Raw genomic sequence first — 26104 nt, 5'->3', positions numbered from 1 at the left:
CCTAGATTTTCTTCGCCCGCAAGTCGTTTAACTTCTTCGAAACCGTTGCGTCCAGTGTTGCGGTCGGCGTTTGTAGCTTAAATCCGCCAATCAACGTCGGGTCAATTGATTCTCTTAGCGACACTTTTGGCTTGCTATTTTTACCGCTCGCCGCAGTCGCCAGAAATTGCTCTATTTTACGCCTTGTATTGTCATCGAGCGCTCTCGCACTCTCGACCGACGCTACAACTTCACCACGCTCAGCCAACTCAGCCTCAATATCTCGCACCAACAAATCAACTTCACGTTCGTGCTTTTCGTAAATCAAAAGACCAGCAATTTCTTCTAATACCGCGTCATTGCCAGCTAAAATTTGTTCAGCCGCGTACTTTGCCAACTTTCTCCTGGACACTAATCTCATCTATTCAGCCTCCTCAAGCGCTTCCGAAATCAGCTTTGTATCTTTCTTCGCATCAATTTTCTCGCCCAAAACCTTGCCAGTCGCTTCAGCCACCAACTCTAGTGTCGAATTGTGCAAATCTTTCTTTGCATTCTCAATTTCTTGAGCAATCGTATTATGCGCTTCTTTAATCAAAGCTTCAGATTTGGCAGTCGCTTTTTTAGCCGCTTCTTCAACGACTTCGGTCGCTTCTTCTCGAGCAGACGCCACGATGTCGCTAGCTTGCGCTCGCGCTTTCCGCATCATTTCGGCGGTCATTTCTTCAGCTCGGTCGGCATTTTCCTTAGCAGATTTTGCCGCCGCGTCAGCCGCTTTCAAGTCTTTTTCTCGCTTGACGAGCATTTCCATCATTGGCGGATAGACAAACTTGCGAAGAACAAATAGCAAGATTAAAAATGCTACCGTCTGAAACGCCAATAGCGCCCAATCAATACCTAGCGAATCAAACAAACCAGCTTTTTCCGATGCGCCAGAATTGGCAAATTGTGTTAATATTTTCTCCACAATTTACTCCCGAAAACTACATAACTTTGCCGACGATTGCTGCGACGAAACCGATAATAGCAATAGCGTCGATGAATGAAATACCCAAGATCATCATTGTGCGTAGGTCGTTGATTTTTTCTGGGTTACGACCAGCGGCGTTCATAGCTGCTGCACCAACGATTGCGGCACCGATTGCAGCAAATGCAGCTGGGATTGCGTAGGTAAGTGTGAATGCTAATGCTTCCATTGTTAATATTCTCCTTTTAATTAATTATTATCTAATTTAATCACTCTCTGATGTTGCTAATTTATTAGTTTCAACAGAGGAGTGAACTTCATCAATTGGCTCGTGTGAATCATGGTGAGCCAGCCCCAGGGAAATAAACACAGTTGATAACATAAAGAAAATATATGCCTGAATACCGCCGATAAATAACTCAAAGAAATAGAACGGCTGCAGAGCTACGGGCGACAGAAACTTCGTCATATAAGCGATAATTGCCAAGAGAATTTCGCCAGCCAAAACGTTACCAAACAGACGGAAACTCAGCCCCAGCATTCGCGAGAACTCAGCCACCAATTCCAGAATACCAACAAATGACATAATTGGATCGCGCAGTGGGTTAACAAAATATCGCCCCAAATTACCCTTGAAACCCAAATACTTAAACGCGTAAACCTGCGCCGCAACAATCGTTACAATTGCCAAGCCGAAAGTCATATTAAGATCCGCAACTCCACCGCGGAACAGCGGAGTGTGATGTTCACCAATTGTAATTGGACCGACAATCGGCAAAAGCCCCAGCCAGTACTGCGCAACGATAAAGAAAAACAACGTAATACAGAGCGGAGCAACTTTACGCGCCCATTTTTGATCTGGAATAACTTGGCAAACTGTATTATAAAGTCCGTCGAACGTCCACTGAATTAGCCTCGTGATAAAATTATGTTTCTTTTTGCCCAAAACCGCCGCACGAGTACGGAACATTGCCCACACCAGTACGATCAATCCCAAGAATCCCATCAAGTGTGAATTCGTAATAGATACGCCAGCAATGTTGAAAACTTCGTCAACCTTTACTGAAATATGCGGACCAGCGCTTGCCATATAATCGATCATTTCTTCAACTCCTGCTGTTTAATTTTAGCAATTTGCAAAGCTACGAGAATCACTGAGAAAATCGCGCCAGAAACAATTCCAGCAAGCAACCATCTCATCTTCATTCCGCTGACATTATCCAACCACAATCCTAACAAAGTCAAACCAATTGTCGGCAAAAACATTCGCCACATTGTACCAATCATCGTCCTTGCCAAAATCATCATCGCACCAGAATCGCCTGTATCATTAGCCGAAATGTCAGTTTCTTTTACCATTACTTTCCACTATATCAATCTGTTATACTATTTTGCAAGATGCCACGACGAAATTATTCAAAAAATAGTCAAAAAAGCCAAAAAACATCATTGATGTCAATTTCAGGGTTGGCTAATTGCCAGAAAAAACGTCGCTTCTCAACAGAGATAAAAGCGCGCCAAGCAGCAGAAATCCAAGAATTAGCAAACCCGAATTTGTCGATTGATATATATCACTGCGAATGGTGCAAAAATTGGCATTTGACGTCGAAGAATTCTAAATAGACGTAACCGTTATGTTATAATTGGAAGTGTTATTAAATAGGGGAATATATGAGCGAAGACACAACGAACAACCATCAAGACACAAAAGTTGTCGTATACAGCACTAGCTGGTGTGCGTTTTGCCACACGGAAATGGAATGGCTGAAGAAGCTGGGAATTGATTTTGTTTCTAAGGATATCGAGGCTGATCCTGGCGCAAAAGAGGAATTGCTAAATAAAAATGGTGGCAATTTCCAAGGCGTGCCGGTAACGGATATTAACGGGGAATTAGTGCTTGGTTTTGATCGACCGAAACTACAAGATTTGCTACGAAAAAACGGCTTACTAGCTGACTAATTTCTTGAAAATAGACTTAAGATTTTCCGTCAAATTCTGGCGGAAAATTTTTATTCTGCGCCAATTTGCACAACTTTGCCGCCAAGTTTTTCGCGGAAATAATTATCGTGGCTGACGTAAAGAATCGCGCCGGAATACTTGACCAACGCCGTTTCCAGCTCTTCGATGCTCGGCAAATCCAAATGGTTCGTCGGCTCGTCCAGAACTAACAGTTGCGGGTCGTTCGCCAGCATAGCAATAATCTGAAAGCGAGCTTTTTGACCGCCAGACAAGCGAGCCAGCGGCGTCATTCGATCAGCGTCCGTGAACAAATAATCTGCCAAAAGTTGCCGAATTTTCGTATCAGAAATCGACAAATCGCGACTCATATACAATTTTTCAATCGCTTTTTCTAACGGATCAGACAGATATCGCTCGTCAATTTCTTGCTCATAAACGCCAATTCGAACCTGCGGATCAAGGAAAATATCGCCAGAATAAAGAATAGGACCGCCGTCAAAACTCTTGCCCGACGCCAAAATCATCCGAATCAACGTAGTCTTACCAGCGCCATTGCGACCTCTAATTTCAATCGCTTCACCTTCACGCAAATCAATATTCACATCCTCAAACAATATCCGCTCACCAATCCCAACCGCCACATTTTCCGCGCGAACCAACACGTGCTGACTACGACTGGAAGCGTCTTTCATGTTCAGGCGAATATTACGCGACTTGAATTTTCCGTAACGCTCCGCCGATTTATAATCCAATTGACCAACGGATTCTTTGTCGATCCAAAACGTCGGCTTTTCCATTTCTGACAATTCCGCCAGCTCCGCTCGCGCCTCGTTCTCCAAGCGCTTAAATTTCTGAATCGTGCCAGGATTTCGCGACTTTTCCTTAAGCCTTTGATAGTCCAAAACTTTTTGTTTCAGGTTAACAATTCGCTTCTCAATCTGCTCAAAATTGTTCATTCCAGCTGTCGTGGCTTGCGCGTTCTGCTTCAAATACGCGTCGTAATTTCCACGGTAACTCACGGCTTGACCGTCCTTAATCTCAACTATTCGATCAACTTGCCCAAGCACATCGCGATCATGCGTAATGATTAGCATCGCTTGATGCGGCTGCGAATTCATCCAGTCGATAAACTGCTGTTTCGCAACGTAATCCATGTGGTTTGTCGGCTCGTCAATTAGCGCCAGATGCGCCTCCGAGTGCATAATTTTAACAATTTCCACCAGCCTTTTTTGTCCACCAGACAGGGAAGAAATCCGCCGATTGCCATAACCATCTAATTGAAAATTGCTCAGCTCTCGCTCAATTTTTTCTTCAACTTGATAAAATCCTTTTTGGTCAAATCGCTCCAAAGCTTGTGTATATTCCTCAATTTTTCGCATATTATCGCCCATAGTCAGCGGATATTCATCGATAATTTTCTTTAGCTTGGAATATTCTGGAAGTCCGCCAAGAATATACGACATGACCGTTTGCTCACCCAAACCGTGATGCTCCTGAGCGGTAGTCGCAACCGTAATGCCGCGCCGAAAAATAACCTCGCCAGTATAATCAGTGTCTTTTCCGCTCAATATTCCAAACAGCGTCGACTTGCCAACACCGTTACGACCAACCACGCCGACTTTCTCGCCGTCGTCCACACTGAACTTGACGTCTTTCATCAACGTCTTATCGCCAAAACTTTTCTCAGTAATGTGAATGTCGGCTATCATGCTTGAGATATTGTAGCATAAGTCATATTTCAGCCGCACCAAACTAGCCTAAATATACTGTCGCGTTAAGTTTTGCTATAATATAATCCATGTCAAAGCCAAAAGCTAAAAAACCAGCCACACAGAATATTGTCAATCGTCGCGCACGGTTTGATTATGAACTTGGCGAAGAAATTGTAGCCGGCTTGGTTTTAACTGGAATGGAAGTGCGAGCCGCCAGAGAAGGACACGTCCAGCTTAAAGGCTCATTTGTTAGCTTAAGAAATGGCGAATTGTGGCTAAATAACGCCAGCTTTTCACTGCGATTAAACGTTCGCGGAGAAGCAAATAGCCGCTCAGTCGACACTTCGGCGCGGAAATTGCTAGTCAGTAAAAAACAATTGTCCAATTTTACAGAAGCCAAAAAACAGGGAATGACAATTATCCCGACCAAATTGTTGACCAATGGAAAGTTCATTAAAGTTGTAATTGCGCTCGGAAAAGGTAAGAAAAATTACGACAAGCGCCAAACCATCAAACGCCGCGACCAAGACAGAGAAACCAGACGACTCATCTCTAATAGATAATCGCATTGACTACGAACCAGGCTCAGAATTTATTGATTTTCGCGCGCTTTAATTAGATTTTCATAAAGCTTTTCAAGTTTCTTCACTTGACTGCGCTCCGTGAATTTATTAGCCAGCTTCTTACTTTCAGCACTAAATTCTGCTTGTTTCTTCGGGCTTTTTAGAATTGCAATTACTTTTTCCGCGACACTTTCTGGATCATTCTCCGCAAAATAGCCACTAACTCCATCCTTCACGACCTCTGAAACTTCCTTGTCAATAATAACAATCGGCTTTCCGGCGTGAGCGGCTTCGTGAAGAACCCAGCCCTGCGTATCCTTAAGCGAAGGAAAAGTAAACACATTCATCACTTTATACGCCACACCCAAATCTTCTCGTGGCATAGCGCCAGTAAATATAATCCTATCCGCAAAATCCGTCTCAGCCGCCATTTTTTCCAAAGTTTTTCGATATTCAAAATCGCCAACAAACAATAGCTTCGATTTCGGACGGGCTTCGGCAATAAACTCACTAAACGCCTGAATCAAAATTGGCAAATTCTTTTCCTCACCCAAACGCCCCACAAAGCCAAACACTTCATCTTTTTCGTCAAGACCCCATTGCTCGCGAAATTCTGCAACCCGCTTCGCGCTCGCCCGCGGAAGAGCATTCACTCCGTTTGGCATTAAAGTAACATCGTAGGTGTAATCTTCGGTCTGCCAAGACTCCAATTGATCGCGGCTTTTACGCGACAGAGCAATCACCGCATCCGCCTTGCTGTATAAAATAGTTATGACGCGCTCAATAATATCTTTATTCCATTTCGTTACGCCATTACGCGGACGATATAATTTGGCAACTTCCAGCAAATCCTGTCCATTCAATTTTACCGACAACGGAAAAACCACTCCCGCCAACGCCAAAACTCCTGGCAAAACCGCAGGATAATGATCGACGAATTCGTATAGATCCGTACAATGCTGAATAATCAAAGGAATGTTATTTTTCTTCGCTGCCTTCACGCCCAATAGACCAATTTGCGACGGCGTAAAAATATGAACAACGTCCAGATGCATATTAGCAATTTGACGCTGCACCACAGGAGGGAAGAACACCGACGTGTCGTAATCATCAAAGAACGCGCCCGTAATTGAGCGAAAACGAATTATTCGACTATTCTCATCTTCGTGAAGGAGTTCGGCTTGCTTGGACGGACTAATAGACTTTGCTGGGCAAAAAACATAAACCTCATGCCCCAAAGCTTCCAGCTCGCGCTTTAATGATTCAACAACGTAAACGATACCGTTAATGGACGGTCTGTAGCTGTCCGTAAAAAGTCCTATCCTCATAATAGCCCCATTATACCATTTATATCAGCGATCGATAAAATTCAACCAATCGCTCAGCGCCAGCACTGCTGTCAAAACGTTTGGCAATCTTTTCTGCTAATAGACATTGTTGGCTATAAAATTTCTTATTTCGCCTCAGTTTATCTACTTGGGTAACAAAATCGCTATCAGACGAAGCCATTACCGCCCCATCTCTAAATGTTGTGCCATAATCAGAAATATCTCGCAAGACAACAGGTAATCCTGCGGCAGCGGCCTCAACAACAACCAAACCGAAGGTTTCCTGCTCGCTCGGCAATACAAACACATCTGCCGCACGGTAATAATCAGCAACATCGTCAAGCGGTATCACACCGGTAAATTTCAAATTCTTTGGCGGATTATTCATCATTCTTTGCATAGCACCATTCTCAGCCGCAATCACTCCAAACGGCACGCCGCCGACCCATACAAACTCCACATCAGGCATCTTTCCTGCCATACCAAAAAACACATCGACACGCTTACGTGGCTGCACTTGACCACTTCCAACGACCACAAAAGCATCATTGCTAATGCCAAGCTTTTGTCTAGCAGATTTCTTCTTCGCCAGTGAATTGGCATATTTTGCCGTATCTATAGTGTTGTATAGTACAGAAATTGGCTTCTTGACACCAATTTTTTCCAGTTCGTTCTTTGTATAATCAGATACCGCCAAGACCAAATCAGCTTTATTGTAAAACCATCGTAAATACGCGCGAGCAAGTGGCTCTAGCAACTTCGCACCCTTAATACTACCTATAAAAGAAGCTGGTACAACATGAGCAGACACGACCTTCTTTCCGCCAGATTGACGCATTTTTTTCATCGAATACAGTCCAGTAGTTTGCGCATGGACTATATCCGCGTCTAACCGAGCCTTATTCACCGCAATATCAATATCATCACGATCTTTAAGTGCATTTGTCATCTCTACAAATGCCGTATGTACACCATGACCCTGAACAGTGAATTCGCTCTCAGAAATCATATCAACAATTAGTTTTTTATCGTCTTTCTTACTCATACCTACAGTATAGCAAATAATTATTCCGCCAATATCAATTCGGCAACCAGCTCTGGACTATCCAACACCGACAAATGCCCCGTATCAATCTCCACAAATTTATCAATTTTTACACCATCGGCGGCGTTCACAGGAAGCGAAATCTTGTCCCGTCGCCCAACTATCAATCCCGTAAACTCACGCTCAGAAATAATAATTTTATTGCCCCGAGAAATGTCCCGCGCAATTTTCGATTGCTCCAAATATTGCCGCCGCGTTACTCGCGTATTTTTCGTCAGCCACCGTATCAAATCCACGACATTTTTCCGTCTATTATTCACCAAGCACAGCCCACGGAACACTGAAAAATAATAGTTCAAATAGATATATTGACTTATCCGACGAGTGTGGTAAAAGAACGACGAGGAAATTCTCGACATAACCGAAGTTTTAATCGGAGGGCTGATGTACCAAATTTTCTGGCATTGCATTTTATTTGCCGCCAAACATCCAAGCGAATGAGCAACAACCTCGTCAATTGACACGCCTTTACCGTCAAAAGCCGACATCAAATTCATCGCCCAATTTTCAACGTCGCTCATTTTCATATCTTTTATCAATTGACTTCTGCCGTGAGAAGGCAAGTCAACAAACACCAAATTCGCATCATTTTTCAGACAGTAAGCTAACGGAATCAGCCCGTGAAAATCGCCACCAATGCCGTGAATTAGCAAAATAGTTTTATTCGAGCCACCTTGATAAAAATAACAAGCAGTTTTCACGCCTCCGACGTCCATAAAGCCGCTTGATATTTCGCCCAAAAACTTATCGTACATTGGTAGCATATTCATTAAATTATATCATCACGGTATAATAAAACTATGAAGCTTTTCTCTTGGAACGTAAACGGCATTCGTGCAGTTATAAATAAGGGTGAATTTGCTAAGTTCATCGACACGTACAATCCAGATATTCTGTGCCTACAAGAAACCAAAGCCACCAGAGATCAGGTTGAAATTGACCTGCCAAATTATCACGAACATTTCTATTCCGCCACCAAAAAAGGCTACTCTGGCACGGCAATTTTCTCAAAAATTCCGCCCTTAAGCTGGCGCGACGGATTTCCGCCGAACATCATTGAGCAATTTGATTTAACGGGCGACGAATACGGCAATCCTGCTGACGAAGGACGAATCATTACCGCTGAATTTGACGATTTTTGGGTCGTCAATTGCTACACTCCGAACTCAAAAGGGGATTTAAGCCGATTGGATTTGCGATATAAAAAATGGGACAAGGCAGTGTTGGCTTATCTGGAAGAATTGGAATTATCAAAGCCAGTCCTTTATTGCGGCGATATGAACGTGGCGCATCAGGAAATTGACTTGGCGAATCCAAAACCCAACGTCGGCAAGCACGGCTTCACCGACGAAGAGCGGGAAGGTTTTCAGAACTATTTGGACGCTGGATTTACGGACACTTTCCGGGCGACTTTCCCCGAAAAAACTGGCGCGTACACTTGGTGGACGCATTGGGCGAATGCCAGAGCGCGAAATGTTGGTTGGCGGATTGACTATTGGCTGGCGTCGCGTGAAATTGCAAATCGCGTTACTAATCCGCAAATTCATCCAGAACAAATGGGCAGCGATCATTGCCCGGTGAGCATTGAGGTAAATCTATAATGGATATGAAATTTTGGCAAAAACAAGAACCAGGGAAGCCACTTTTTCCAGATGTCGAATGGAACAAGCCAGAACGACGCGACCAAGCAGGGAAATTGGGAATTATCGGCGGCAACAAATTAGGCTTTTTGGCGGTGGCAGAAAGTTACCAAGAATCCCTTAAAACTGGCGTGGGCGAGGCTCGCGTTTTACTGCCTGACGCCTTGAAAAAAAATGTTCCCGCGAATATGACCGACGTGCTATTCGCGCCAACAAACCAATCGGGCAGTCTGGCAAACGAAGCGCTCACTGAAACTTTGGCGCTAGAAAGATGGGCGGACGTATTGCTATTATGCGGCGACGCTGGACGGAATAGTCAAACGGCAATTGTCTACGAAGAATTGATCAAAAAGTCAGAAATTCCTGTCGTGCTGACGCGAGACGCGATTGACCTCGTGCAAAATAGTTTTCAGGAAATTCTGGACAATCCGCACGTGGTTTTCATAGCGAGTTTAGCGCAAGTTCAGAAAATATTCCGCGCAATTTTTTATCCAAAAATGATTACGTTCAGCATTCAATTATCGCAACTCGTCGAAGCTCTTCACAAATTCACCATCACATATCCCGTAACAATTTGCGTTTTTCATGCCGACAATTTAATAATCGCCCACAGCGGAGAAGTCGTCACCCAAAAATGGGACGCACCAATGGCAATTTGGCGAGGAACCGTCGGCGCCCGCGCCGCAAGCTACTTGATTTGGTCGCCGAAAGCGCCGCTAGCAGCAATCAGCACCGCTATCTGCAAAATGTAGCCTCGCATAAATATCCGCTTGACATTACGTACAATTAGTTGTATTATACTAACAAGCTTTCGCTCGGACTTGTCAAGGGCGAGAGTAGCCCTTGGTCACGAGTGAACACTTACTGAAAGGAAGTGTCATGCGGATAGCGACGACAGTACTTGTCATGATCATCGCGGTTACATCAATCGTCATCACCTTCGCCCTGATCGGGGCGGTAGTCGGAGCGATAGTAGCACTTCTGCTACAAACCGACCTCATCCCCGCAGCGCTCATTGGAGCGCTGGGTGGATTCTGCTCTGGGCTCGCATTCTTGCTGAATGCAGGGCTGAATGGGGAAGAAAAGGGGCTGTAAAGCCCGCAGAGAAAACAGCTTGCCTGGAAGGCTATAAAAAGCCTCGGCATAATGCCTTTCTGCGGGCTGTTTTCTTTGCATAAAAAATCGCCCAAAATGGACGATTATCACCTGAAGCTGCCTCTGGTACCGCGGGCCGGACTTGAACCGGCACGAGCTATTGCTCACCAGATTTTGAGTCTAGCGCGTCTACCAATTCCGCCACCGCGGCACAAGAGAACGCTCCAAGCTACCGTATGATTGTAACACAACCAGCAATTTCTCACAAGCACGACTTTTATTTGATATCAATTTGACGTATAATGAAAGAAGTTATGTATCCGACGGATGATCAATCAAACGGTCGAGTGGGCATGCCGGTATCAGATCAGCGCCGATCTCTCACGCCGCCAACTCGCGATTCGGTAGCTTCGCAAAATGCCGCTGCTGATGTTATTCGTGGTCAACTTGACGCTATTTATTCCAGAACAGAAGAACAGAATTCCGCACCAGAAAGATCTCAGCCGCAACCATTTTCCGCTCAATCACAATCAAAACCCGAAGTCCGATCAGAACAGCCTAAGGCACAAATAGTCAAACCTCAGCAAGCTCCAACAACGCCACAGCCAGAGCTGAAAAAAGACTCTGCTAATCACGCTATGCGGACGACGCCAATTGCCCAAACCCAGATTCAGCCAAATCCACAAATTAGCAATTCCGCACCCGCAAACCAAGCCGCTCAAACTCAAAATTCAACCATCCACACTCAAGTTTCAGCCGACCAATGGAAGCAATACCACAGTGCTTGGCAGAAATATTATCAGATGTATTATGAGCGTTACTACGCCGGCGACATTGCGGCAAAGAACCGTGAAATTTCTCGATTGACGGAGGAAAATCAGAATATCACGCCAGTAATCAGCGCAGACGAGCCTCTGGACCCACAAAAAGCAGCCATAAAAGAACTCCGCAGTCAAATTCAGCAAAAGGTTCGCGACTCCGCAAATAAGGTGAAAAAATCCCGACATTTTGTTCCAGCGATTGCTGGATTATCGGTGCTGTTAGTCTTCATGTTTTTGCAATATAACCGCGTTATTTTCGGCGCGGTCGCAGCCTATACAACACCTGGCGCAATTAACCCGCAAAACATCATCGTTGACGCCTCCACTGACGTAACTGTCGGACCTGAACCTAGGATTATCATCCCAAAGATTAACGTTGACGCGCCGGTCATTTACGGCGCCGCCAGCGACACAAAATCGCAATCAAAAGCCATGGAGAAGGGAGTAGCTCACTTTTCAATTCCTGGCGCCAGCGCCGTGCCAGGCGAAGTCGGAAATGCCGTATTTGCCGCACACTCCAGTAACGATGCCTTTGCTAGTGGTGATTATAAATTCGTCTTTGCTCAGAATGAAAAGTTGGTCAAGGGCGATATTATTTACATGAATTATAATGGAAAGCGCTACACTTACAAGATAACTTCAACAGAAGTTGTTATGCCAACCGAAGTTTCAAAAGTTCAGATTAATACAGATAAACCAATGCTGACACTTGTAAGTTGTGTGCCTTTAGGAACCGCAGAAAAGCGACTTCTTATCTTTGCGGAACAAATCAGCCCAGACCCAAGCAAAGCCACTGCGACGTCAGAATCCAGCTCAAATCAGCAGCAAAACAACAAATCAAATATCCCAGGAAAGCCCGAGCCGACTTTACTTGAGAAATTATTCGGCGGTCGATAGACTAGCTATTTAATTAAATAACCCAGTCGATCCATTGTCCATATTCATTTTACTCAGGACAATTTTTCCAGAAGCGTTGGTTGTCAATCCGTAAACGTATCGCTGGTTCGAGGACAAAACAGAATCCAAACCAGGCTTAACACTTATCAACGTATGAGCATTCGTGCCGTCAAACTCGCGAATCTCCATTTTTCCCGACGCAGAAATGCTACGGATATAGAAATTGTCAAGCCACTTCACTTCCTGCGCCACGCCGATGTTAAACGCGCTCGACAATTCTTTACGCTCCAAATCATAAGTCTGCAATGTCGCGCCGTTTTGCGCCACGATAAATCGCCCAGCATTGTCCATCGTTATGCTCGTAATCGCATTATCGGTTTTAATAATCTTTGCCGTTTTTAAGAACTCTTTTTGGCGGTCCTTAGAATCCGAAATGTCGCCTCTATAAATTGTCATATTTTTGCCATCAGTCAAAACCACCGTGTCTTTATTGAAATAGCGAGAAATTCGAATTACCGGGGTAGAATCAGTAGCAAAAGTGCCAATCACAAACGGCTCTTTCCAATCTCGTTTCCAAATTCCTGCCACTTTTTTACCGTCAATAACAGCCAGGTAGGACAAACGATCGTCGCCGTAAAGCTTGAAAGATTCGACGCCAGTCAAAATTGGGCTGGAAATTGTCGAGCTATCAAGATCAACTCGCCTCAATTCGCCAGTTTCCTGCAAGGCGTAAGCCGTGTGTGCGCCAGTCCCCGCAAAGCCAATTTGCTTAATTCCAAAACCAGTCATTGCTGTTACGTCGGTAATTTTCTCTGGATTTTCTCTATCAAAAACCAACCACTGCACGCCCGTAGCGTTATTTTCCGCTGGATACGAATGCTTCACTAGCGCGTAACGAGAATCGCGGTCCCACTCCGACACAGTAAACGTATGATTGTCAGAAGACAGGGAATAGCCAGCCAAAACGCTCGTGCTTAATGCATGTTCCGTGAACTTTTCCTTATCTTTGTTTGTGTCGCGAATGTCGCCAATTGTCAGAATAGGAGTTTTATCCTTAACGCCAAATCCCATCAAGAAATTACCAGCTGGCGACAGAGAAATGGATTGTAATGAGTCGAACGTTTTTACTTCGGTAGTTTCGCGTTTTGTCGGAATCAGTCTGGCGTAATTCAGATTTGTCACGGTATCAGATTTAATATTCAACGTTTTTTGCCACGGTTCGTATTTATCCAATTTCATCGAAAAAGTGTGCTTACCAGGAAGAACAGTGCTTTTCGTCGGAGTGCGGCGCAGCTCCATATCGTCAACATAAACCAGCGCCCCGCCAGGATGTGATTCATATTGGACAAGTCCAGTTTGTTGCAATTCTTTCGTATTCGGATCAAACGTATAGCCGAGCATTCTAAACGTCAAAAACGTAAGAAGAATTATAAGTGATAATGTCATCAGCGTGTACACAAAGGTCCGCCGTGCGAGCTCTTTAGTGCGATTCTTTTTCTGGTACATAATTACGGAAATTATAACATATTTTTACACTTGAAAAAACCTTAGGCGATTTGTAATATAATATACAGGAATAAACATTAGGGGGATTAATGGCAAGTAAAAACTACGTGGTTATCAATGGACGAGCTTACAATACTATTACTGGAATGGTAATGGATGATATTAAGATTGAAAAATCTGAAATAGAAAAAGAACAATCAATCAGTAAGCGTGGTACGTCTGTATCAAATATTCACGCCGCACACGTTCAGAAATCCAGCACATTGAATCGCCGGCACGTTAAAATGCCGCAGCGTACGCCATTGGCTGCCAAACCCCAGAAAGCTCGCGTCGACGTGAAACAACATATCGCCGTGAAGAAGTTTTCTACGCCAATTGTCAGCAAGCCAGTTCCTCAGAAAATTGCTATTAACCGCCCAGCCGAAGCTCACCCCGTTACTCGTCGCGCTCAACAAAGACCTCTTAGCGTTGATACTAAATTGCGAAAAGAGCGCCAGCCTCTGGCTATGAATAACAATCCGCTTGTCGCCGTCGCTCCGCAAAAAATAGAAAAGCCAGTCGTAAAAACCGCTCACCAATTGAAAAACGAAGCGATTGAGAAAGCTTTATCGAATGAGATTATCAGCAATAAAAAAGCACGTCGACGCCAGAAAAAGGGCGGCGCCTTACGTTGGTTGAATACGTTTTCTGTTGGTTTTGCGGTGATGCTACTCGGTGGCTATTTAACATATCTGAGCATGCCAAATATTTCCATAAAAATGGCAGCCGTTCAATCGGGAATTGATGCCAAATATCCAGGCTACAAGCCAGACGGCTACGCCTTAAACGGACCCATCAAATTCAAATCGGGTGAGGTCTCTATGAAATATGCCTACGCCGACGGAAGTTCAGGGTACACCATAACCCAGCAAAAAAGCGGCTGGAATTCGTCAGCAGTGAAAGAATTTTTCTCTGAAAAGCACAAGAATCCAAACACCACGATGATCGACGGATTGACAATTTACAGCGGCGGGAAAGAAGCGGCTTGGGTGAACGGCGGGATTTTATATCAAATCAGTGGCGACGCGAACCTCTCAAGCAGCCAAATTGAAAAAATCGCCACTAGCCTGTAACTCATCAGATAACGTGCTATAATTTACTCATGACTATTAGAACTCGTTTTGCGCCAAGTCCGACTGGCTATATTCACTTAGGCAACGTCCGCACCGCGCTATACACATACCTTGTTGCCAGGGCGCATCAGGGAGATTTCATCTTACGCATTGAAGACACGGACCAAGCTCGGTTCGTCGAAGGCGCGGAAGAAATGATTTTGGAAACCTTAAATTGGCTAGGACTAAATTGGGATGAGGGACCAACTCTTAACAATCCAAAAGAAGAGTCTGGCAATTTTGGTCCATATCACCAAACAGATCGCCGCGACATTTACATAAAGTGGGCAAAGAAAATGATCAGCGAAGGACTAGCTTACGCCGATCCGTACACGCCTGAAGAAGTGCAAGTTTTCCGCGACAAAGCCAGGGCTGAAAAGCGCGCATTTTTATATCGCGACCATCGTCCAGAAAATCCGCCAGAGTGGCAGCTCGGGATGCCGCTGCGTTTCAAAGTTCCAGAAATTAAGCGATATTCTTGGAAAGATGCCGTTATGGGCGAATTGTCGGCCGGCCCAGAAGCTTTGGACGATTTCATTCTGATCAAAGCGGACGGTCTGCCAACCTACAATTTTGCACACATCATTGACGATTTCGAAATGCAAGTCACGCACGTGATTCGCGGCTCGGAATATATTGCCAGCACGCCTAAATATCTGTCGCTTTACGAAGCTCTTAAAATTACGCCGCCGATTCTAGCACACGTGCCACACATTATGGCGCCATCGGGAAATAAAAAACTTGGCAAGCGTGACGGTGCTAAAAGCGTAACTGAGTATCGATCAGAGGGAATTTTGCCAGAAGCGATGCTTAATTTCTTAGCGCAACTTGGGTGGAATGACGGCACGGAGCAGGAAATTTTCAGTAAAGCCGAACTGATTGAAAAGTTCTCACTCAACCGCGTTCAAAAATCTGGCGCGCGATTTGACGAACAACGACTCATTTGGCTGAACGGTCAATGGATTCGCTCGCTTAGCTTGGACGATCTTTATTCTCGCTGCCAATCATTCTGGGGCGAAGAAGCCAAAAACGCCGACGAATCGTATAAAAAGCGCGTTCTAGAATTGGCGCAAGATCGCTTGAAGACATTACAGGATTTGCCAAAATTAACAAGTTATTTCTTCGTCGAGCCTGAAATTGATACGGAATTGATTGACGGAAATAAGCAACTTCGCAAATTGACCGACGACGAACGACGAGAATTATTGTCAATTGCGCGCCAAGAATTCGAGAAAATTACAGATTGGACGCCAGAAACAATTCAGAATTACCTTAATCAATTGCTGGAAACGACAGGACGAAAGCCGGGGATTTTGTTTAGCCTGGTGAGAATTGTGACGACGTGGGCGCCGTTTAGTCCGCAGCTTAACGACACGCTGGCGCTAATTGGCAAGGAAAAAACTCTGCAAAGAATCGATAATTATCTACAAAAATAGTTTATTCGTGCGCCGAAAATGCTATACTAAGCATAAGCATGAATGTTGAAAAAATAGATAAATCAGGACAAAAAAAGAACGCTCGCTGGGAGTCGTTCAAAGAATGGGTAAAAAAGCACATTCTGGCAATTGTGCTCGTGGTGAGCGCAGCGGTTATTGCTGGAGTTTTCATAATTGCAATTCACTCCATAAAATACGAGCAGACCGCTAGCGTGGATCTGAAATTACCAACTAAAAAACCCGCGCCGAAGAAGTTTTATTCGCCGCTAACTGGCGTGGAAATCGCGAACGAAGCCGCCGCAAAGTTGCCCGTAACTGGCGTGATGATTGAGAATAGTCCAGCCGCCAGACCACAGTCAGGACTGAAGAAAGCCGGCGTGGTTTATGAAGCTGTGGCGGAAGGCGGAATTACTAGGTTTTTGGCTCTGTACCAGGGAGAAAAGCCGGCGCTAATCGGTCCAGTGCGAAGCTTGAGATTGTACTATTTGAGCTGGGCGGCGCCATATCAAGCATCAATCGCGCACGTTGGCGGAAGCCCCAACGCTTTATCTCAAGTCAGAAACGGCAATTATCGCGACATCGACCAGTTCTTTAACGACGGATCATATTGGCGATCTCGCGACCGCTACGCGCCGCACAACGTCTATACTTCAGGAGAAAAACTTGATCAATTGAACAGCGCAAAAGGCTATAACAATTCCGAATTCACCAGCTTCGCGCGAGCAGACGGCAAGCCTGTCGAATCACCAAACGCCACATCTGTAAACATAAACCTCAGTGGGTCGCTCTACAACACCTCATACGCTTACGACAAGGCGTCAAATTCTTACCCCAGGAGCATGGCTGGCGCGCCACACACTGACAGGGAAGATGGACAAATTACTCCAAATACCGTTGTAGCTATGGAAGTGGGCGTTGAAGCTCGGGCTCAAAATTACGATGGCTACGAAGATGTCAAAACGACAGGATCCGGCAAAGCTTACATTTTCCAAAACGGCACAGTCGCCACCGCCACTTGGTCAAAAGCGGACATCAATTCGCCGCTTAAATTGATAGACGAATCCGGAAAAGACATCGCCTTAAATCGCGGACAAACATGGATTGCAGCCTTCACGCCAGGAAGGGGAAGTGTTTCATGGCAATAGATCCAGCATCTAAAACTTTGCGCGAGTACAAACAATATTATTACCGAAAAGTCATATTAGTCTTATTGTCAGCGAGCGCCTGCATCATATTGGGGCTGGGAATCGCACTCCACTTCACGGCAATTTCCGTATTCCAGCTAAATTTCTGGATTATCATTTTAATTACCGCTATTTTACAAATCCTATTTTCAATTTCTATCGTTAAAATTATCGCTGCGCCGCTTAATAAAATTCTGGCAGCACTTTCTCATAAAATTGGCGAACCGACAACCGACACTCCGCCAAATCCTAACGATAAACGCTACGAAAAAACTGGATTTAAGACGGCGCTTCAGGCAATTTATGGCGATTATCAGCCAGAGCAAAAACCAGCTAACGACAACGACAAGCCAAAAATTCCGCTCACTCAAGCTCTAAATCAAGCCAGCACTGGCGTCGTGATTCTTAATTCCAATCAGAAGATTATCTTCGCCAATTCCGCCGCCCCGATTTCCAGGAACGCAAAAGGCGAGGATTTTCTGGCGCTTGATTTTCTAAACGAACCGAGCATTTCCGATTGGCTTCACGAAATCTCCAATGAGAAAATTAAAGCCGAACGCCGTTGGCAACGCATTAGCACCAACCCCGACATCATCCAAAAAACGCGGATTTTTGATATCGTGGCTTCATTTGAGAAAGGCGCCGCCGCCGAAACTGTCATTTTCCTCATCGACAAGTCTAAAGGATATTTGCCAGAAGAAGAGGACCTCAATTTCATCTCATTTGCCGCCCACGAACTTCGCGGACCGATTACGGTTATTCGTGGATATCTGGACATTATCAACGAAGAGTTTGCTGGGCGCCTACAGGGTGACGAAAGGCAACTTCTTGACAGGTTGGTCGTTTCGTCCAATCGCTTGTCTAGCTACATTGACAATATTCTTAACGTTGCCAGATACGATAGACATCACTTGAAGGTTTATTTGTTGGAAGATACTGTCGCTAATATTTACGCCTCGATTGCTGATGATATGCAGCTTCGCGCCTCGACGCAACACAGAATGCTCAGCGTCAATATTCCAGATGACCTTCCAACCGTAGCCGCCGATCACGGAAGTATCGGGGAAGTGATTGGTAATCTAATTGACAATGCCATCAAATACAGTTTTGAGGGCGGATCAGTTACGGTTTCTGCCGAACAAAAAGGCGACTTCGTGGAAGTGTCCGTCGCCGATAACGGAATTGGTATGCCGGCGAATGTTGTGGACAATTTGTTCCACAAGTTCTACCGATCACACAGATCACGCGAGGCTGTGGCTGGAACAGGAATTGGGCTTTATATTTGCAAAGCCTTTGTCGAATCGCACGGCGGCTCGATAATCGCTCGATCCCGCGAAAACGAAGGCTCGGTATTCTCGTTCACTTTGCCAATTTATGCTACAGTTAAAGATAAATTGCTAGAAGACGGGCAGTTGAATAATCAATTGATACGAAAGGGCGGCGGCTGGATAAAAAATCACGCTATGTATAAGGGCTAGGAGGAATTATGATAAAGACAATTTTATGCGTGGAAGATGATCGATTTATTGGCGAAATGTACGTCAGAAGCTTGCAAAAAGCGGGATATGACGTGACGTGGGTGGTTGACGGAAATGACGGGCTAGTGGCGGCGCGTAACCAGAATTTTGACTTGATAATCTTAGATTTGATGTTACCAGAGCAACGCGGCGACCAGATTTTAGACGCGCTGAGAAATAACAATGTCGATTTGGTTCCGAATAGTAAGATTCTGATTATGACCAATTTTGAGCAGGACGAGGCTTCACGAAAATCCGTTATGAGTCGCGTTGACGGATATCTAATTAAGGCTGACATTACGCCGCGGAATTTGATAGATGTCGTTAAGCAGATGGATAGTGACAACTCTTAGCACAATTCATAAAAAGCCATAGGATAAATAAAAAAACGTAAAGTCGGCAAACACTTTCCTTAAATTAGACAAAACTAAAGCGCAAAGATAGCTGAAAGAATGCTAGAATGAGTAATATGACTACAATCGACATAGATCTTTCGCAGTATCCAGACAGATTTAAGGATGAGAAAATATCTTTCACAGAAGGTAAGCCCGCTTTTATTTTTGGCAGAAATGGCACCGGTAAAACCACTATAACCAACGCCATAATAGAACAGTATAGAGATTCTTATGACGTGAGAGTATTTAAAGATTTTGAAAATGTTGCCGAGAATAAACAACTGAACGCAATATCCCTTGGAGAGGAAAACTCTGAAATTCAAGGTAAAATCAATAATCTAAACAGAAAAATTGATGAATTAAACGAAACAATAATAGATGACGACATTAATTATAATAATAACCTATGTGCAGAATTTAAAAAGTCGGAAAACTCCTATAGCGAATGCAGTAATAAAATAGAGAAGTTCTTTACCAATAGTGCAGCACAGATAACCAACAAGTGTAATCTTGGACGGAATTATAACAAGAATAATTTTAAAAATGATATAAAATTAAATCCAGTAGAATTAAAGGAAGATGAGCTAAAAAATAATAATAGTATTATCAAAGAGGATAAAAAAGAAATAGTCAATCTGTCACCAATTGAAGACTATGAGCTAAAAAAGATTCTTACCTCTGCAAATGAAATTATTCGAACAGAAACACCTCAACCGACCAATCTGCCAGAGCTATCAGACAATCCTGATAAGCAAAATTTCGCAAGGCAGGGCATGAAACTTCATGAGCCGGGAGACAAGTGTTCTTTTTGCGGATCTATTTTTGAAGAAAACCGTTGGAGCGAACTAAGCCGGTTCTTCAATGAAGAGCTTGCAAAAACCGAAGAACGCATAAATCACGAACTTGACTACATTTCAAAAATCGAGAAGCAAATAGATGAAATTAAGCGCATTGAGCCGGAGATGTTCTACAGGCATTTATTAAAAGAGGTGTCGGAAGTTAATAACCTTATTACATCTAGAGTAAATGAGATAAAGATTTTTCTGTCAATAATAAAAGGCGCTTTATTAGAAAAACAAAAATCCCCCTTCGTTAAGCTTGATCCAATAAAGGAAGATATTCCCAAGGGCTTTGAAGATATTAATAATAGAATGAAACAGCTAGTCGATGACGCGAATAATTTCACAAACGAAATCTCGGAAAGGAAAACAAAAGCAGAAAAGGCTATTCGCTTGAGCTACGTCGCACAACTCCTCAAGGAATTCGATTATACAAAAAATAACGAGCAGCTATCTATATTAAAATCCTTAATGGATAGTAAAAAAGAAGAAATTGAAAAAATAAAAGAAGATATCCGAGGGAAGAAAGAAGAGATAAAAGACTTAATTTCAGAAACAAAGAATGAGCAGTTGGCGGCAACAAAAATAAATCAGCTACTAAAACAATTCGGCATTAATTCTTTTTCTCTCGAGCTAGTACAGAATCCAGACAATAAACAAAAAGGTCAGTATCAAATTCTAGGATATAACGGTAAATTAAGAAATGTCGAAAATCTTAGTAGAGGAGAGATGAATATTGTAGCCTTCCTCTATTTTATCTTTAAGCTTGACGAAGAAGGAGACAGCAGCAATCCAAGGATAATTATTTTCGACGACCCAATGACAAGCAATGATGATGTTACACAGTATCTAATGATATCTGAACTTCAACGCATTTATTTAGCTATGATAAATAAGAAAGACTATTTCATAGTCCTTACTCACAACTGTCATTTCTACTTAAATGTCAGGAAAAGCCAAGAAAAATTTTACAAAAAATACGACAATATTCATCTATTATCAGACGGAAACAAAACATCCATACAGCCAATTAGAAAAGGAGACTGCGATCTCCATACCAGCTACGAGCTACTATGGATAGAATTAAAATTCTTATACGTCGAGAACAAGCCAGCCTTAATGATTAGCTGCTGTAGGCGTATATGTGAAACATTCGAAAAATTTAACGGGATAGAAGAATTTTACAAAGACAGTAATAAAAGTGCAAAAAAACTATTTGATGTCAACGTTCATTCTATTGATGACCTAGATAGCGAGCAGATCGGCAAGACGAAAGAAGAAATAATAGAAATACTAAAAGAACTGTTCCGGTCTAATAACGCAGAGGATCACTTTACTAAATATTGGGAGCAAGATGATAGCTCTAATAATATCCGCTGACTGCAAAGTCTGTATTTATACGAAAAGTTGAAGAATATTGAGAATTGAAGCATACTACTTCACAAATTAAAAAAACACCTTCATGTAGATGTTTTTTAATAAGTTAACTATTCTTGGTGACCCCACCGGGAATCGAACCCGGGTTGCCAGGATGAGAACCTGGTGTCCTAACCGCTAGACGATAGGGCCGTAACTCCATGGATTATACCACGAGAAGAGGAGGCTTGTCTACTTTTCCGCATCCATACAACCTCTATGTCATATTTATCACTTGAGATTTTTCTGAAAATTCGCCATAATAAAAGCATGAAAAAGGGCGGGATTTACTTTAAGCCTCACGCAATTTCCAGATTTTGGCTAAGGAGATTGTGTGAAGTGGCATTGCTGAGCTGTTTTACGATCATTCTTTTATACGCATGGGCACGATTTATACCGACCGGTTATCAACTACCAATCGGATTATCGGTCTCAGATTTGGCGGCTGGCGTAGCAGGAATTGGCAGCTTAATTGTGCTGATTTTATGTTTTTGGCTTCCCAGAAAACACGAAACTGAAATCGGAATTTTTGTATATTTATTAACCGTCACCGTCGCCGCAACCACCATAATTACCAGCGGCGGAGTCGTTTCACCATTCTTAGTTATGTGGATTATCGTGGCAATTTTTGCAGGATTTTTCGGCGCAATAATCTTAGGAATAATGGGACTTTTGGTTATTTTGCAAATTATAGCCGCCAGCGTTCAACAGGGAATAAATATACAATTCATCATCGGCTACCTATTCTTCGGATTTTTGCCTTTGATTTTCAGCCTTGTTTTATGGATTCGCCGCCAAAAAACTGATGACAATACATCCAATCTGGAGAATAGACTTTCCGCGGTTGAGAACAAATCTGACGTAGTGATTAATGCTATCGACGACGGCGTTCTGGCTATTTCCAAAGACGGCAACATAGAATTAATCAATCCATCCGCCCAACAAATCATCGGCTGGGACCAAGGCGACGCTCTCGGACTTAATTGGAAAAGCGTCTTAAAACTCGTTACCTCAGACGGAAAAGACGTAGAGGACCTCGATAATCCAATAGCCCAGTCCTTATCAAAAAACCAGCCAACGCACAACGATAAATTATTCCTATTGACCAGCTCTGAAAAACGCATTTTAGTATCAATCGTCAGCTCTCCAGTCGGCACGGACGGCGAAGGAATTATCGTAGTTTTCCGCGACATCACCAAAGAAAAAGCCGAGGAGCGCGAGCAAGCCGAGTTCATCTCCACCGCCAGCCACGAGATGCGTACGCCAGTTGCGTCAATTGAGGGCTATTTGGGTCTGGCGTTAAATCCAGCCACCGCTCACATCGACGAGAAAGCCCGCGATTTCATTACCAAAGCCCATGAATCAGCGCAACATCTGGGGCGCTTATTCCAAGATCTCCTCGACATTAGCAAAGTTGAAGACGGGCGAATGAAAAATAACCCGAAGATCATCAACGTGAACGAATTTTTGAAGGATATTTTTGATGGTTTAGCGACGAAAGCTAACGAAAAGCAGCTCAATTATATCTTCATGCCAGACATAATTGATGAAGGTAAGGAGAAGTCATTGCAGCCGATTTTTTATGCCAATATTGACCCTGACCATTTTAGGGAAGTTGTCAGCAATCTGATTGAAAATGCCATCAAATACACGCCGTCGGGCGAAGTTGTCGTCAATATTACCGGCGACGATAAGCAGATTTCCGTAAGCGTAAAAGACAGCGGCATTGGCATTCCCGCCGAAGATATTCCGCATTTATTCCAAAAATTTTATCGGGTGGACAATTCTGACACGCGAGAAATTGGCGGAACTGGCTTGGGGCTATATTTGAGCCGCCGCTTGGCCGAGGCGATGTCTGGAAACTTGCGAGTTGAAAGCAAATATAAAGAGGGAAGTACTTTCTATTTGGAAATTCCTCGCATGAGTAGTTCGGAAGCCAAGCAGCGATTAGAATCTGCGGAAGCTAAAGATTCAATGCCAGATTCTACCGTTCCAGAAGAAACTGAAATTGCCGCAGAAGAGAAGGCGGAAGATATCGCGGCTGAAAAAAATAATAGCGAAATTGCCGATTCAAATCCAGCCGCAATCGCAACTCCAGAAAATCCAGCTCCATCCGCGCCCGCAGTCCCGACGACCCAGCCAGAAATTCCACAACCAGCCAGAAATTCTTCCGAGCCAACGTTGGCTGAAATTGAGGAAGAATTGCGAAGAAAACGCCAGCAATTGTCCATACCTGGACGCGAATAATAGCCATAAGAACTATGGATTTTTTGTCAAAACTTCAGTATAGTATAAACATATGACAAAAATTTTATTGGTTGAGGACGACAAAAGTTTACGCGAAATTTACGGCGTACGACTTTTGGCGGAGGGCTACGATATCGTTTCGGCGGGCGACGGCGAAGAAGCTCTGGCCATGGCAATTAAAGAACGTCCGCGATTAATTTTAAGCGACGTGATGATGCCGAAGATTTCCGGATTTGATATGTTGGACATTTTACGCTCGACAACAGAAACAAAAGACGTTAAGGTGATTATCATGACCGCGCTATCCTCAGAGGATCAGAGAAAGCGTGGCGAGCAACTTGGCGCTGATAAATACTTGGTGAAGTCTCAGGTGGGAATAGAGGACGTTGTGAGGGCAGTTCACGAAACTTTGGGAGATCTTCCAGGAGTCGGCACAAATCCAGTGCCAGTTTCACAACCAGCTCATACATATGAGCCAGTCGCTCCAGAGCCTCAGCCAACACAGATTCCAGCGCCGCAGCCAGTTACTAGACCTGATATTTCTTCATTGTCACCGCAACCAGCCGCCCCCGCTGCAACGCCAACAACTCCTGCAGTAAATCCACTCATACAACAACATCCGCAACAGGCATTCGCGCCGGCGCCGCAGCCGCTACCTCAACCAACTCCAGCAGCGCCTCAACCGATTCCAACACCTCAGCCGACAACCCTGCCGCAGCCTATGGCGCCATTTTCATCGCCCGCACCACGACCCTCAGGGCTTGGTGACCGCATTATTCAACCTTTACCAGCTGACGATTCTCAGAATTCGGTAGACATCTCTAAGCTTATGGCAGAAGAATTAGACAATACACAGAGAATTTCTCAACCAACTCCAGAGCCTCAGCCAACACAGATTCCAGCGCCGCAGCCAACGCCAAATCCTATTGAGCAAGCTAGCGTAATACCTCAGGTCCAAGCACAGCCTCAGGAGCAAAGCATCCCACATCAACCATCAGAAACTTCTCAGTCGCCACAATTTCCACCGATAAATCCACAACAATGATAAGCCCAGACACAAATCAAGAATCTTGGCGCCTCAACAAATTCGTGGCGCTTTGCTTGGGTGTTTCCAGGCGGAAGGCTGACGAATTGATAGAGAAGGGAAAGATTACTATTGACGGTCAGCCCGCCAGATTGGGTCAACAAATTTCTGACACAAATAAAATTTCCTATAACGGCAAATTGCTAGAATTACAGTCCAAACAACTCATCATCCTACATAAACCAACAGGATACTTATGTTCGCGCGCTTCTCAGGGCGGCGTTCCGACAATCTACAAATTGCTACCGAAGAATCTTCACCACTTAAAACCTGTTGGTCGCCTGGACAAAGACAGTTCTGGGCTGATTCTCATGACGAACGACGGCGATTTTGCTCACAGCATGACGCATCCGTCGTTTTATAAGATTAAGCGATATCTCGTTACAATCGACCAGCCACTGCAACCTCTACATCGTCAAATGATCAATGATTTTGGCGTGCAGCTTCCTGACGGACGCAGTCAATTGACGCTAGAAAGACAACACGAAGGTGATGATTGTCGCTGGATAGTGGAAATGAGCGAAGGTAGGAATCGTCAAATTCGGCGAACTTTCGATGCATTAGGCTACACTGTCAAAAAACTCCACAGAACAAACTTCGGCAATTATTCGCTCGGCGACCTCAAGAGAAGCGAATGGCGAGAAGAGAAATTCACGAATTCATAATTTACTCCGCAGCTCTTTACATTTTACAGTAAATATTGTAATATAGCTTTTGTGCTAAATTTGATAGAAAGTGTAATTGCAAAATGGAAGCGCTAGGGCGCGAACCTGAACCCTTGTCCTCAGAAAAACTAAAAGCAGTCGTATGCAACCTTAAGGAAGAAAGGTCGAATACTATATATGAACTGTTCTATGAGAAGGACGAGTCCAGCATTTTACCAAAATTCCTAGAAAACCAAATCTACGCTTACATCGAACTCATTAAAGAGGTCGAGAAACGTACTAAGAAATTTAAATATCCTATATCCGTAGCGTTCGAAGATGACGACAATAACGTTTACTACTGCATAAATAACCCTGAAGAAAATTGCTACATAACACTTTACCCAAATCCAATTAACGAACAATCTCCAAAGGCCTACATCCACAGTTACACCAGAAAATATAATAGCGATAACGAGGGATATAGGCGAGTCGTAGAGACCGAGAAATTCATAGCAAAAAGCGGCCTGAGATGTTTTGAGGATTTCCTGAAAATAGTTCGCCCATGCGAGGCTTATATAAACAGTGTGCTCGCCAAAATGTCTTAAAACTGCTATAATAT

The 26104-nt window shown here is 43.9% G+C and carries 27 protein-coding genes and 2 tRNA genes; 17 read left to right on the top strand and 12 right to left on the bottom strand.

Features of this window, described 5'->3' with window-relative positions:
* Nucleotide 1: 1 nt before the first annotated feature.
* The 5 genes from LRM46_RS02725 to LRM46_RS02705 are packed head-to-tail and all read right to left on the bottom strand — an operon-like array spanning nt 2 to nt 2302.
* Nucleotides 2–400 carry a F0F1 ATP synthase subunit delta gene (locus tag LRM46_RS02725; RefSeq protein WP_243812931.1) on the bottom strand — a complete coding sequence of 133 codons (399 nt, stop codon included), beginning with the start codon at nt 398–400 and terminating at the stop codon, nt 2–4.
* The gene (gene atpF, locus LRM46_RS02720) at nt 401–943 is read right to left on the bottom strand and encodes a F0F1 ATP synthase subunit B (protein ID WP_165000031.1); all 543 of its coding nucleotides are present in this window, start codon (nt 941–943) and stop codon (nt 401–403) included.
* Nucleotides 944–959: 16 nt separating this feature from the next.
* Nucleotides 960–1172, bottom strand: a complete 213-nt coding sequence (locus tag LRM46_RS02715; RefSeq protein WP_129637300.1) for an ATP synthase subunit C-like protein — start codon at nt 1170–1172, stop codon at nt 960–962.
* Between the two features lie 36 nt (nt 1173–1208).
* Complete coding sequence (gene atpB, locus LRM46_RS02710; protein WP_243812930.1) at nt 1209–2045, bottom strand: F0F1 ATP synthase subunit A; 837 nt, start codon at nt 2043–2045, stop codon at nt 1209–1211.
* Entirely contained in the window at nt 2042–2302 is a 261-nt protein-coding gene (locus LRM46_RS02705; RefSeq protein ID WP_243812929.1) for a hypothetical protein, read from the bottom strand. Before LRM46_RS02705 ends, atpB begins: the two co-directional genes overlap by 4 nt.
* Before the next feature lie 39 nt (nt 2303–2341).
* Between LRM46_RS02705 and LRM46_RS02700 the strand changes: the two genes are divergently transcribed.
* Both LRM46_RS02700 and LRM46_RS02695 read left to right on the top strand, forming a co-directional pair.
* The gene (locus LRM46_RS02700) at nt 2342–2566 is read left to right on the top strand and encodes a hypothetical protein (RefSeq protein ID WP_129637302.1); all 225 of its coding nucleotides are present in this window, start codon (nt 2342–2344) and stop codon (nt 2564–2566) included.
* 48 nt (nt 2567–2614) lie between these two features.
* A complete protein-coding gene (locus LRM46_RS02695; protein WP_243812928.1) occupies nt 2615–2902 on the top strand; it encodes a glutaredoxin family protein in 288 nt (95 codons plus the stop codon).
* A gap of 50 nt (nt 2903–2952) precedes the next feature.
* Here the strand turns inward: LRM46_RS02695 and LRM46_RS02690 are convergent, their stop codons facing one another.
* Nucleotides 2953–4611 (bottom strand): ABC-F family ATP-binding cassette domain-containing protein, encoded by a 1659-nt coding sequence (locus LRM46_RS02690; protein ID WP_243812927.1) that lies wholly within the window; start codon nt 4609–4611, stop codon nt 2953–2955.
* An 89-nt stretch (nt 4612–4700) separates the two neighbouring features.
* Here LRM46_RS02690 and smpB point away from each other — a divergent pair, with 89 nt between their 5' ends.
* Nucleotides 4701–5177, top strand: a complete 477-nt coding sequence (gene smpB / locus LRM46_RS02685) for an SsrA-binding protein SmpB (RefSeq protein ID WP_243812926.1) — start codon at nt 4701–4703, stop codon at nt 5175–5177.
* A gap of 29 nt (nt 5178–5206) precedes the next feature.
* Here the strand turns inward: smpB and LRM46_RS02680 are convergent, their stop codons facing one another.
* From LRM46_RS02680 to LRM46_RS02670, 3 genes are read right to left on the bottom strand one after another with little or no spacing between them, the layout of a single operon-like run.
* Nucleotides 5207–6505: a glycosyltransferase gene (locus LRM46_RS02680; protein ID WP_243812925.1), complete on the bottom strand. Its 1299-nt coding sequence runs from the start codon at nt 6503–6505 to the stop codon at nt 5207–5209.
* 19 nt (nt 6506–6524) lie between these two features.
* Nucleotides 6525–7550 (bottom strand): glycosyltransferase, encoded by a 1026-nt coding sequence (locus tag LRM46_RS02675; RefSeq protein WP_243812924.1) that lies wholly within the window; start codon nt 7548–7550, stop codon nt 6525–6527.
* Between the two features lie 20 nt (nt 7551–7570).
* A complete protein-coding gene (locus tag LRM46_RS02670) occupies nt 7571–8380 on the bottom strand; it encodes an alpha/beta fold hydrolase (protein ID WP_243812923.1) in 810 nt (269 codons plus the stop codon).
* A gap of 30 nt (nt 8381–8410) precedes the next feature.
* Here LRM46_RS02670 and LRM46_RS02665 point away from each other — a divergent pair, with 30 nt between their 5' ends.
* The 3 genes from LRM46_RS02665 (at nt 8411) to LRM46_RS02655 (ending at nt 10345) form a co-directional block, all read left to right on the top strand.
* Entirely contained in the window at nt 8411–9211 is an 801-nt protein-coding gene (locus tag LRM46_RS02665) for an exodeoxyribonuclease III (RefSeq protein WP_243812922.1), read from the top strand.
* 5 nt (nt 9212–9216) lie between these two features.
* Nucleotides 9217–10002 (top strand): carbohydrate kinase family protein, encoded by a 786-nt coding sequence (locus LRM46_RS02660; RefSeq protein WP_243812921.1) that lies wholly within the window; start codon nt 9217–9219, stop codon nt 10000–10002.
* A 127-nt stretch (nt 10003–10129) separates the two neighbouring features.
* The gene (locus LRM46_RS02655) at nt 10130–10345 is read left to right on the top strand and encodes a hypothetical protein (protein WP_243812920.1); all 216 of its coding nucleotides are present in this window, start codon (nt 10130–10132) and stop codon (nt 10343–10345) included.
* Between the two features lie 124 nt (nt 10346–10469).
* On the opposite strand, the gene LRM46_RS02650 is transcribed toward LRM46_RS02655, so the two are convergent.
* Nucleotides 10470–10556 (bottom strand) — tRNA-Leu (locus tag LRM46_RS02650).
* Between the two features lie 91 nt (nt 10557–10647).
* Here LRM46_RS02650 and LRM46_RS02645 point away from each other — a divergent pair.
* Nucleotides 10648–12063, top strand: a complete 1416-nt coding sequence (locus LRM46_RS02645; protein WP_243812919.1) for a sortase — start codon at nt 10648–10650, stop codon at nt 12061–12063.
* A 9-nt stretch (nt 12064–12072) separates the two neighbouring features.
* Here LRM46_RS02645 and LRM46_RS02640 read toward each other — a convergent pair whose 3' ends face one another.
* Entirely contained in the window at nt 12073–13476 is a 1404-nt protein-coding gene (locus LRM46_RS02640) for a PEGA domain-containing protein (RefSeq protein ID WP_243812918.1), read from the bottom strand.
* A gap of 182 nt (nt 13477–13658) precedes the next feature.
* On the opposite strand from LRM46_RS02640, the gene LRM46_RS02635 reads away from it, so the two are divergent.
* From LRM46_RS02635 to LRM46_RS02610, 6 genes are all read left to right on the top strand, one after another.
* Nucleotides 13659–14681: a DUF4367 domain-containing protein gene (locus LRM46_RS02635; RefSeq protein ID WP_243812917.1), complete on the top strand. Its 1023-nt coding sequence runs from the start codon at nt 13659–13661 to the stop codon at nt 14679–14681.
* A 29-nt stretch (nt 14682–14710) separates the two neighbouring features.
* Nucleotides 14711–16156 carry a glutamate--tRNA ligase gene (gltX, locus tag LRM46_RS02630; protein ID WP_243812916.1) on the top strand — a complete coding sequence of 482 codons (1446 nt, stop codon included), beginning with the start codon at nt 14711–14713 and terminating at the stop codon, nt 16154–16156.
* A gap of 38 nt (nt 16157–16194) precedes the next feature.
* Complete coding sequence (locus LRM46_RS02625) at nt 16195–17301, top strand: DUF3048 domain-containing protein (RefSeq protein ID WP_243812915.1); 1107 nt, start codon at nt 16195–16197, stop codon at nt 17299–17301.
* Complete coding sequence (locus LRM46_RS02620; RefSeq protein ID WP_243812914.1) at nt 17292–18818, top strand: sensor histidine kinase; 1527 nt, start codon at nt 17292–17294, stop codon at nt 18816–18818. Before LRM46_RS02625 ends, LRM46_RS02620 begins: the two co-directional genes overlap by 10 nt.
* An 8-nt stretch (nt 18819–18826) precedes the next feature.
* On the top strand, nt 18827–19210 hold the full coding sequence (locus LRM46_RS02615; RefSeq protein ID WP_243812913.1) for a response regulator transcription factor: 384 nt from the start codon (nt 18827–18829) through the stop codon (nt 19208–19210).
* Between the two features lie 116 nt (nt 19211–19326).
* Nucleotides 19327–21471 carry an AAA family ATPase gene (locus LRM46_RS02610; RefSeq protein WP_243812912.1) on the top strand — a complete coding sequence of 715 codons (2145 nt, stop codon included), beginning with the start codon at nt 19327–19329 and terminating at the stop codon, nt 21469–21471.
* Nucleotides 21472–21585: 114 nt separating this feature from the next.
* Here the strand turns inward: LRM46_RS02610 and LRM46_RS02605 are convergent.
* Nucleotides 21586–21660: transfer RNA gene (locus tag LRM46_RS02605), tRNA-Glu, on the bottom strand.
* A 117-nt stretch (nt 21661–21777) separates the two neighbouring features.
* On the opposite strand from LRM46_RS02605, the gene LRM46_RS02600 reads away from it, so the two are divergent.
* The 4 genes from LRM46_RS02600 (at nt 21778) to LRM46_RS02585 (ending at nt 26090) form a co-directional block, all read left to right on the top strand.
* The gene (locus tag LRM46_RS02600) at nt 21778–23754 is read left to right on the top strand and encodes an ATP-binding protein (protein ID WP_243812911.1); all 1977 of its coding nucleotides are present in this window, start codon (nt 21778–21780) and stop codon (nt 23752–23754) included.
* 52 nt (nt 23755–23806) lie between these two features.
* Complete coding sequence (locus tag LRM46_RS02595; protein WP_129743937.1) at nt 23807–24799, top strand: response regulator transcription factor; 993 nt, start codon at nt 23807–23809, stop codon at nt 24797–24799.
* Complete coding sequence (locus LRM46_RS02590) at nt 24796–25503, top strand: pseudouridine synthase (protein WP_243812910.1); 708 nt, start codon at nt 24796–24798, stop codon at nt 25501–25503. The genes LRM46_RS02595 and LRM46_RS02590 overlap by 4 nt, the downstream gene beginning before the upstream one ends.
* Nucleotides 25504–25586: 83 nt before the next feature.
* Nucleotides 25587–26090 (top strand): hypothetical protein, encoded by a 504-nt coding sequence (locus LRM46_RS02585; protein ID WP_243812909.1) that lies wholly within the window; start codon nt 25587–25589, stop codon nt 26088–26090.
* Nucleotides 26091–26104 lie beyond the last annotated feature (14 nt).

Source organism: Candidatus Nanosynbacter sp. HMT-352, from assembly GCF_022819345.1.
Classification (GTDB): domain Bacteria; phylum Patescibacteriota; class Saccharimonadia; order Saccharimonadales; family Saccharimonadaceae; genus Nanosynbacter.
Note: the sequence above shows the minus strand (reverse complement) of the source record. Positions and strands in the feature narration are given on the sequence as shown.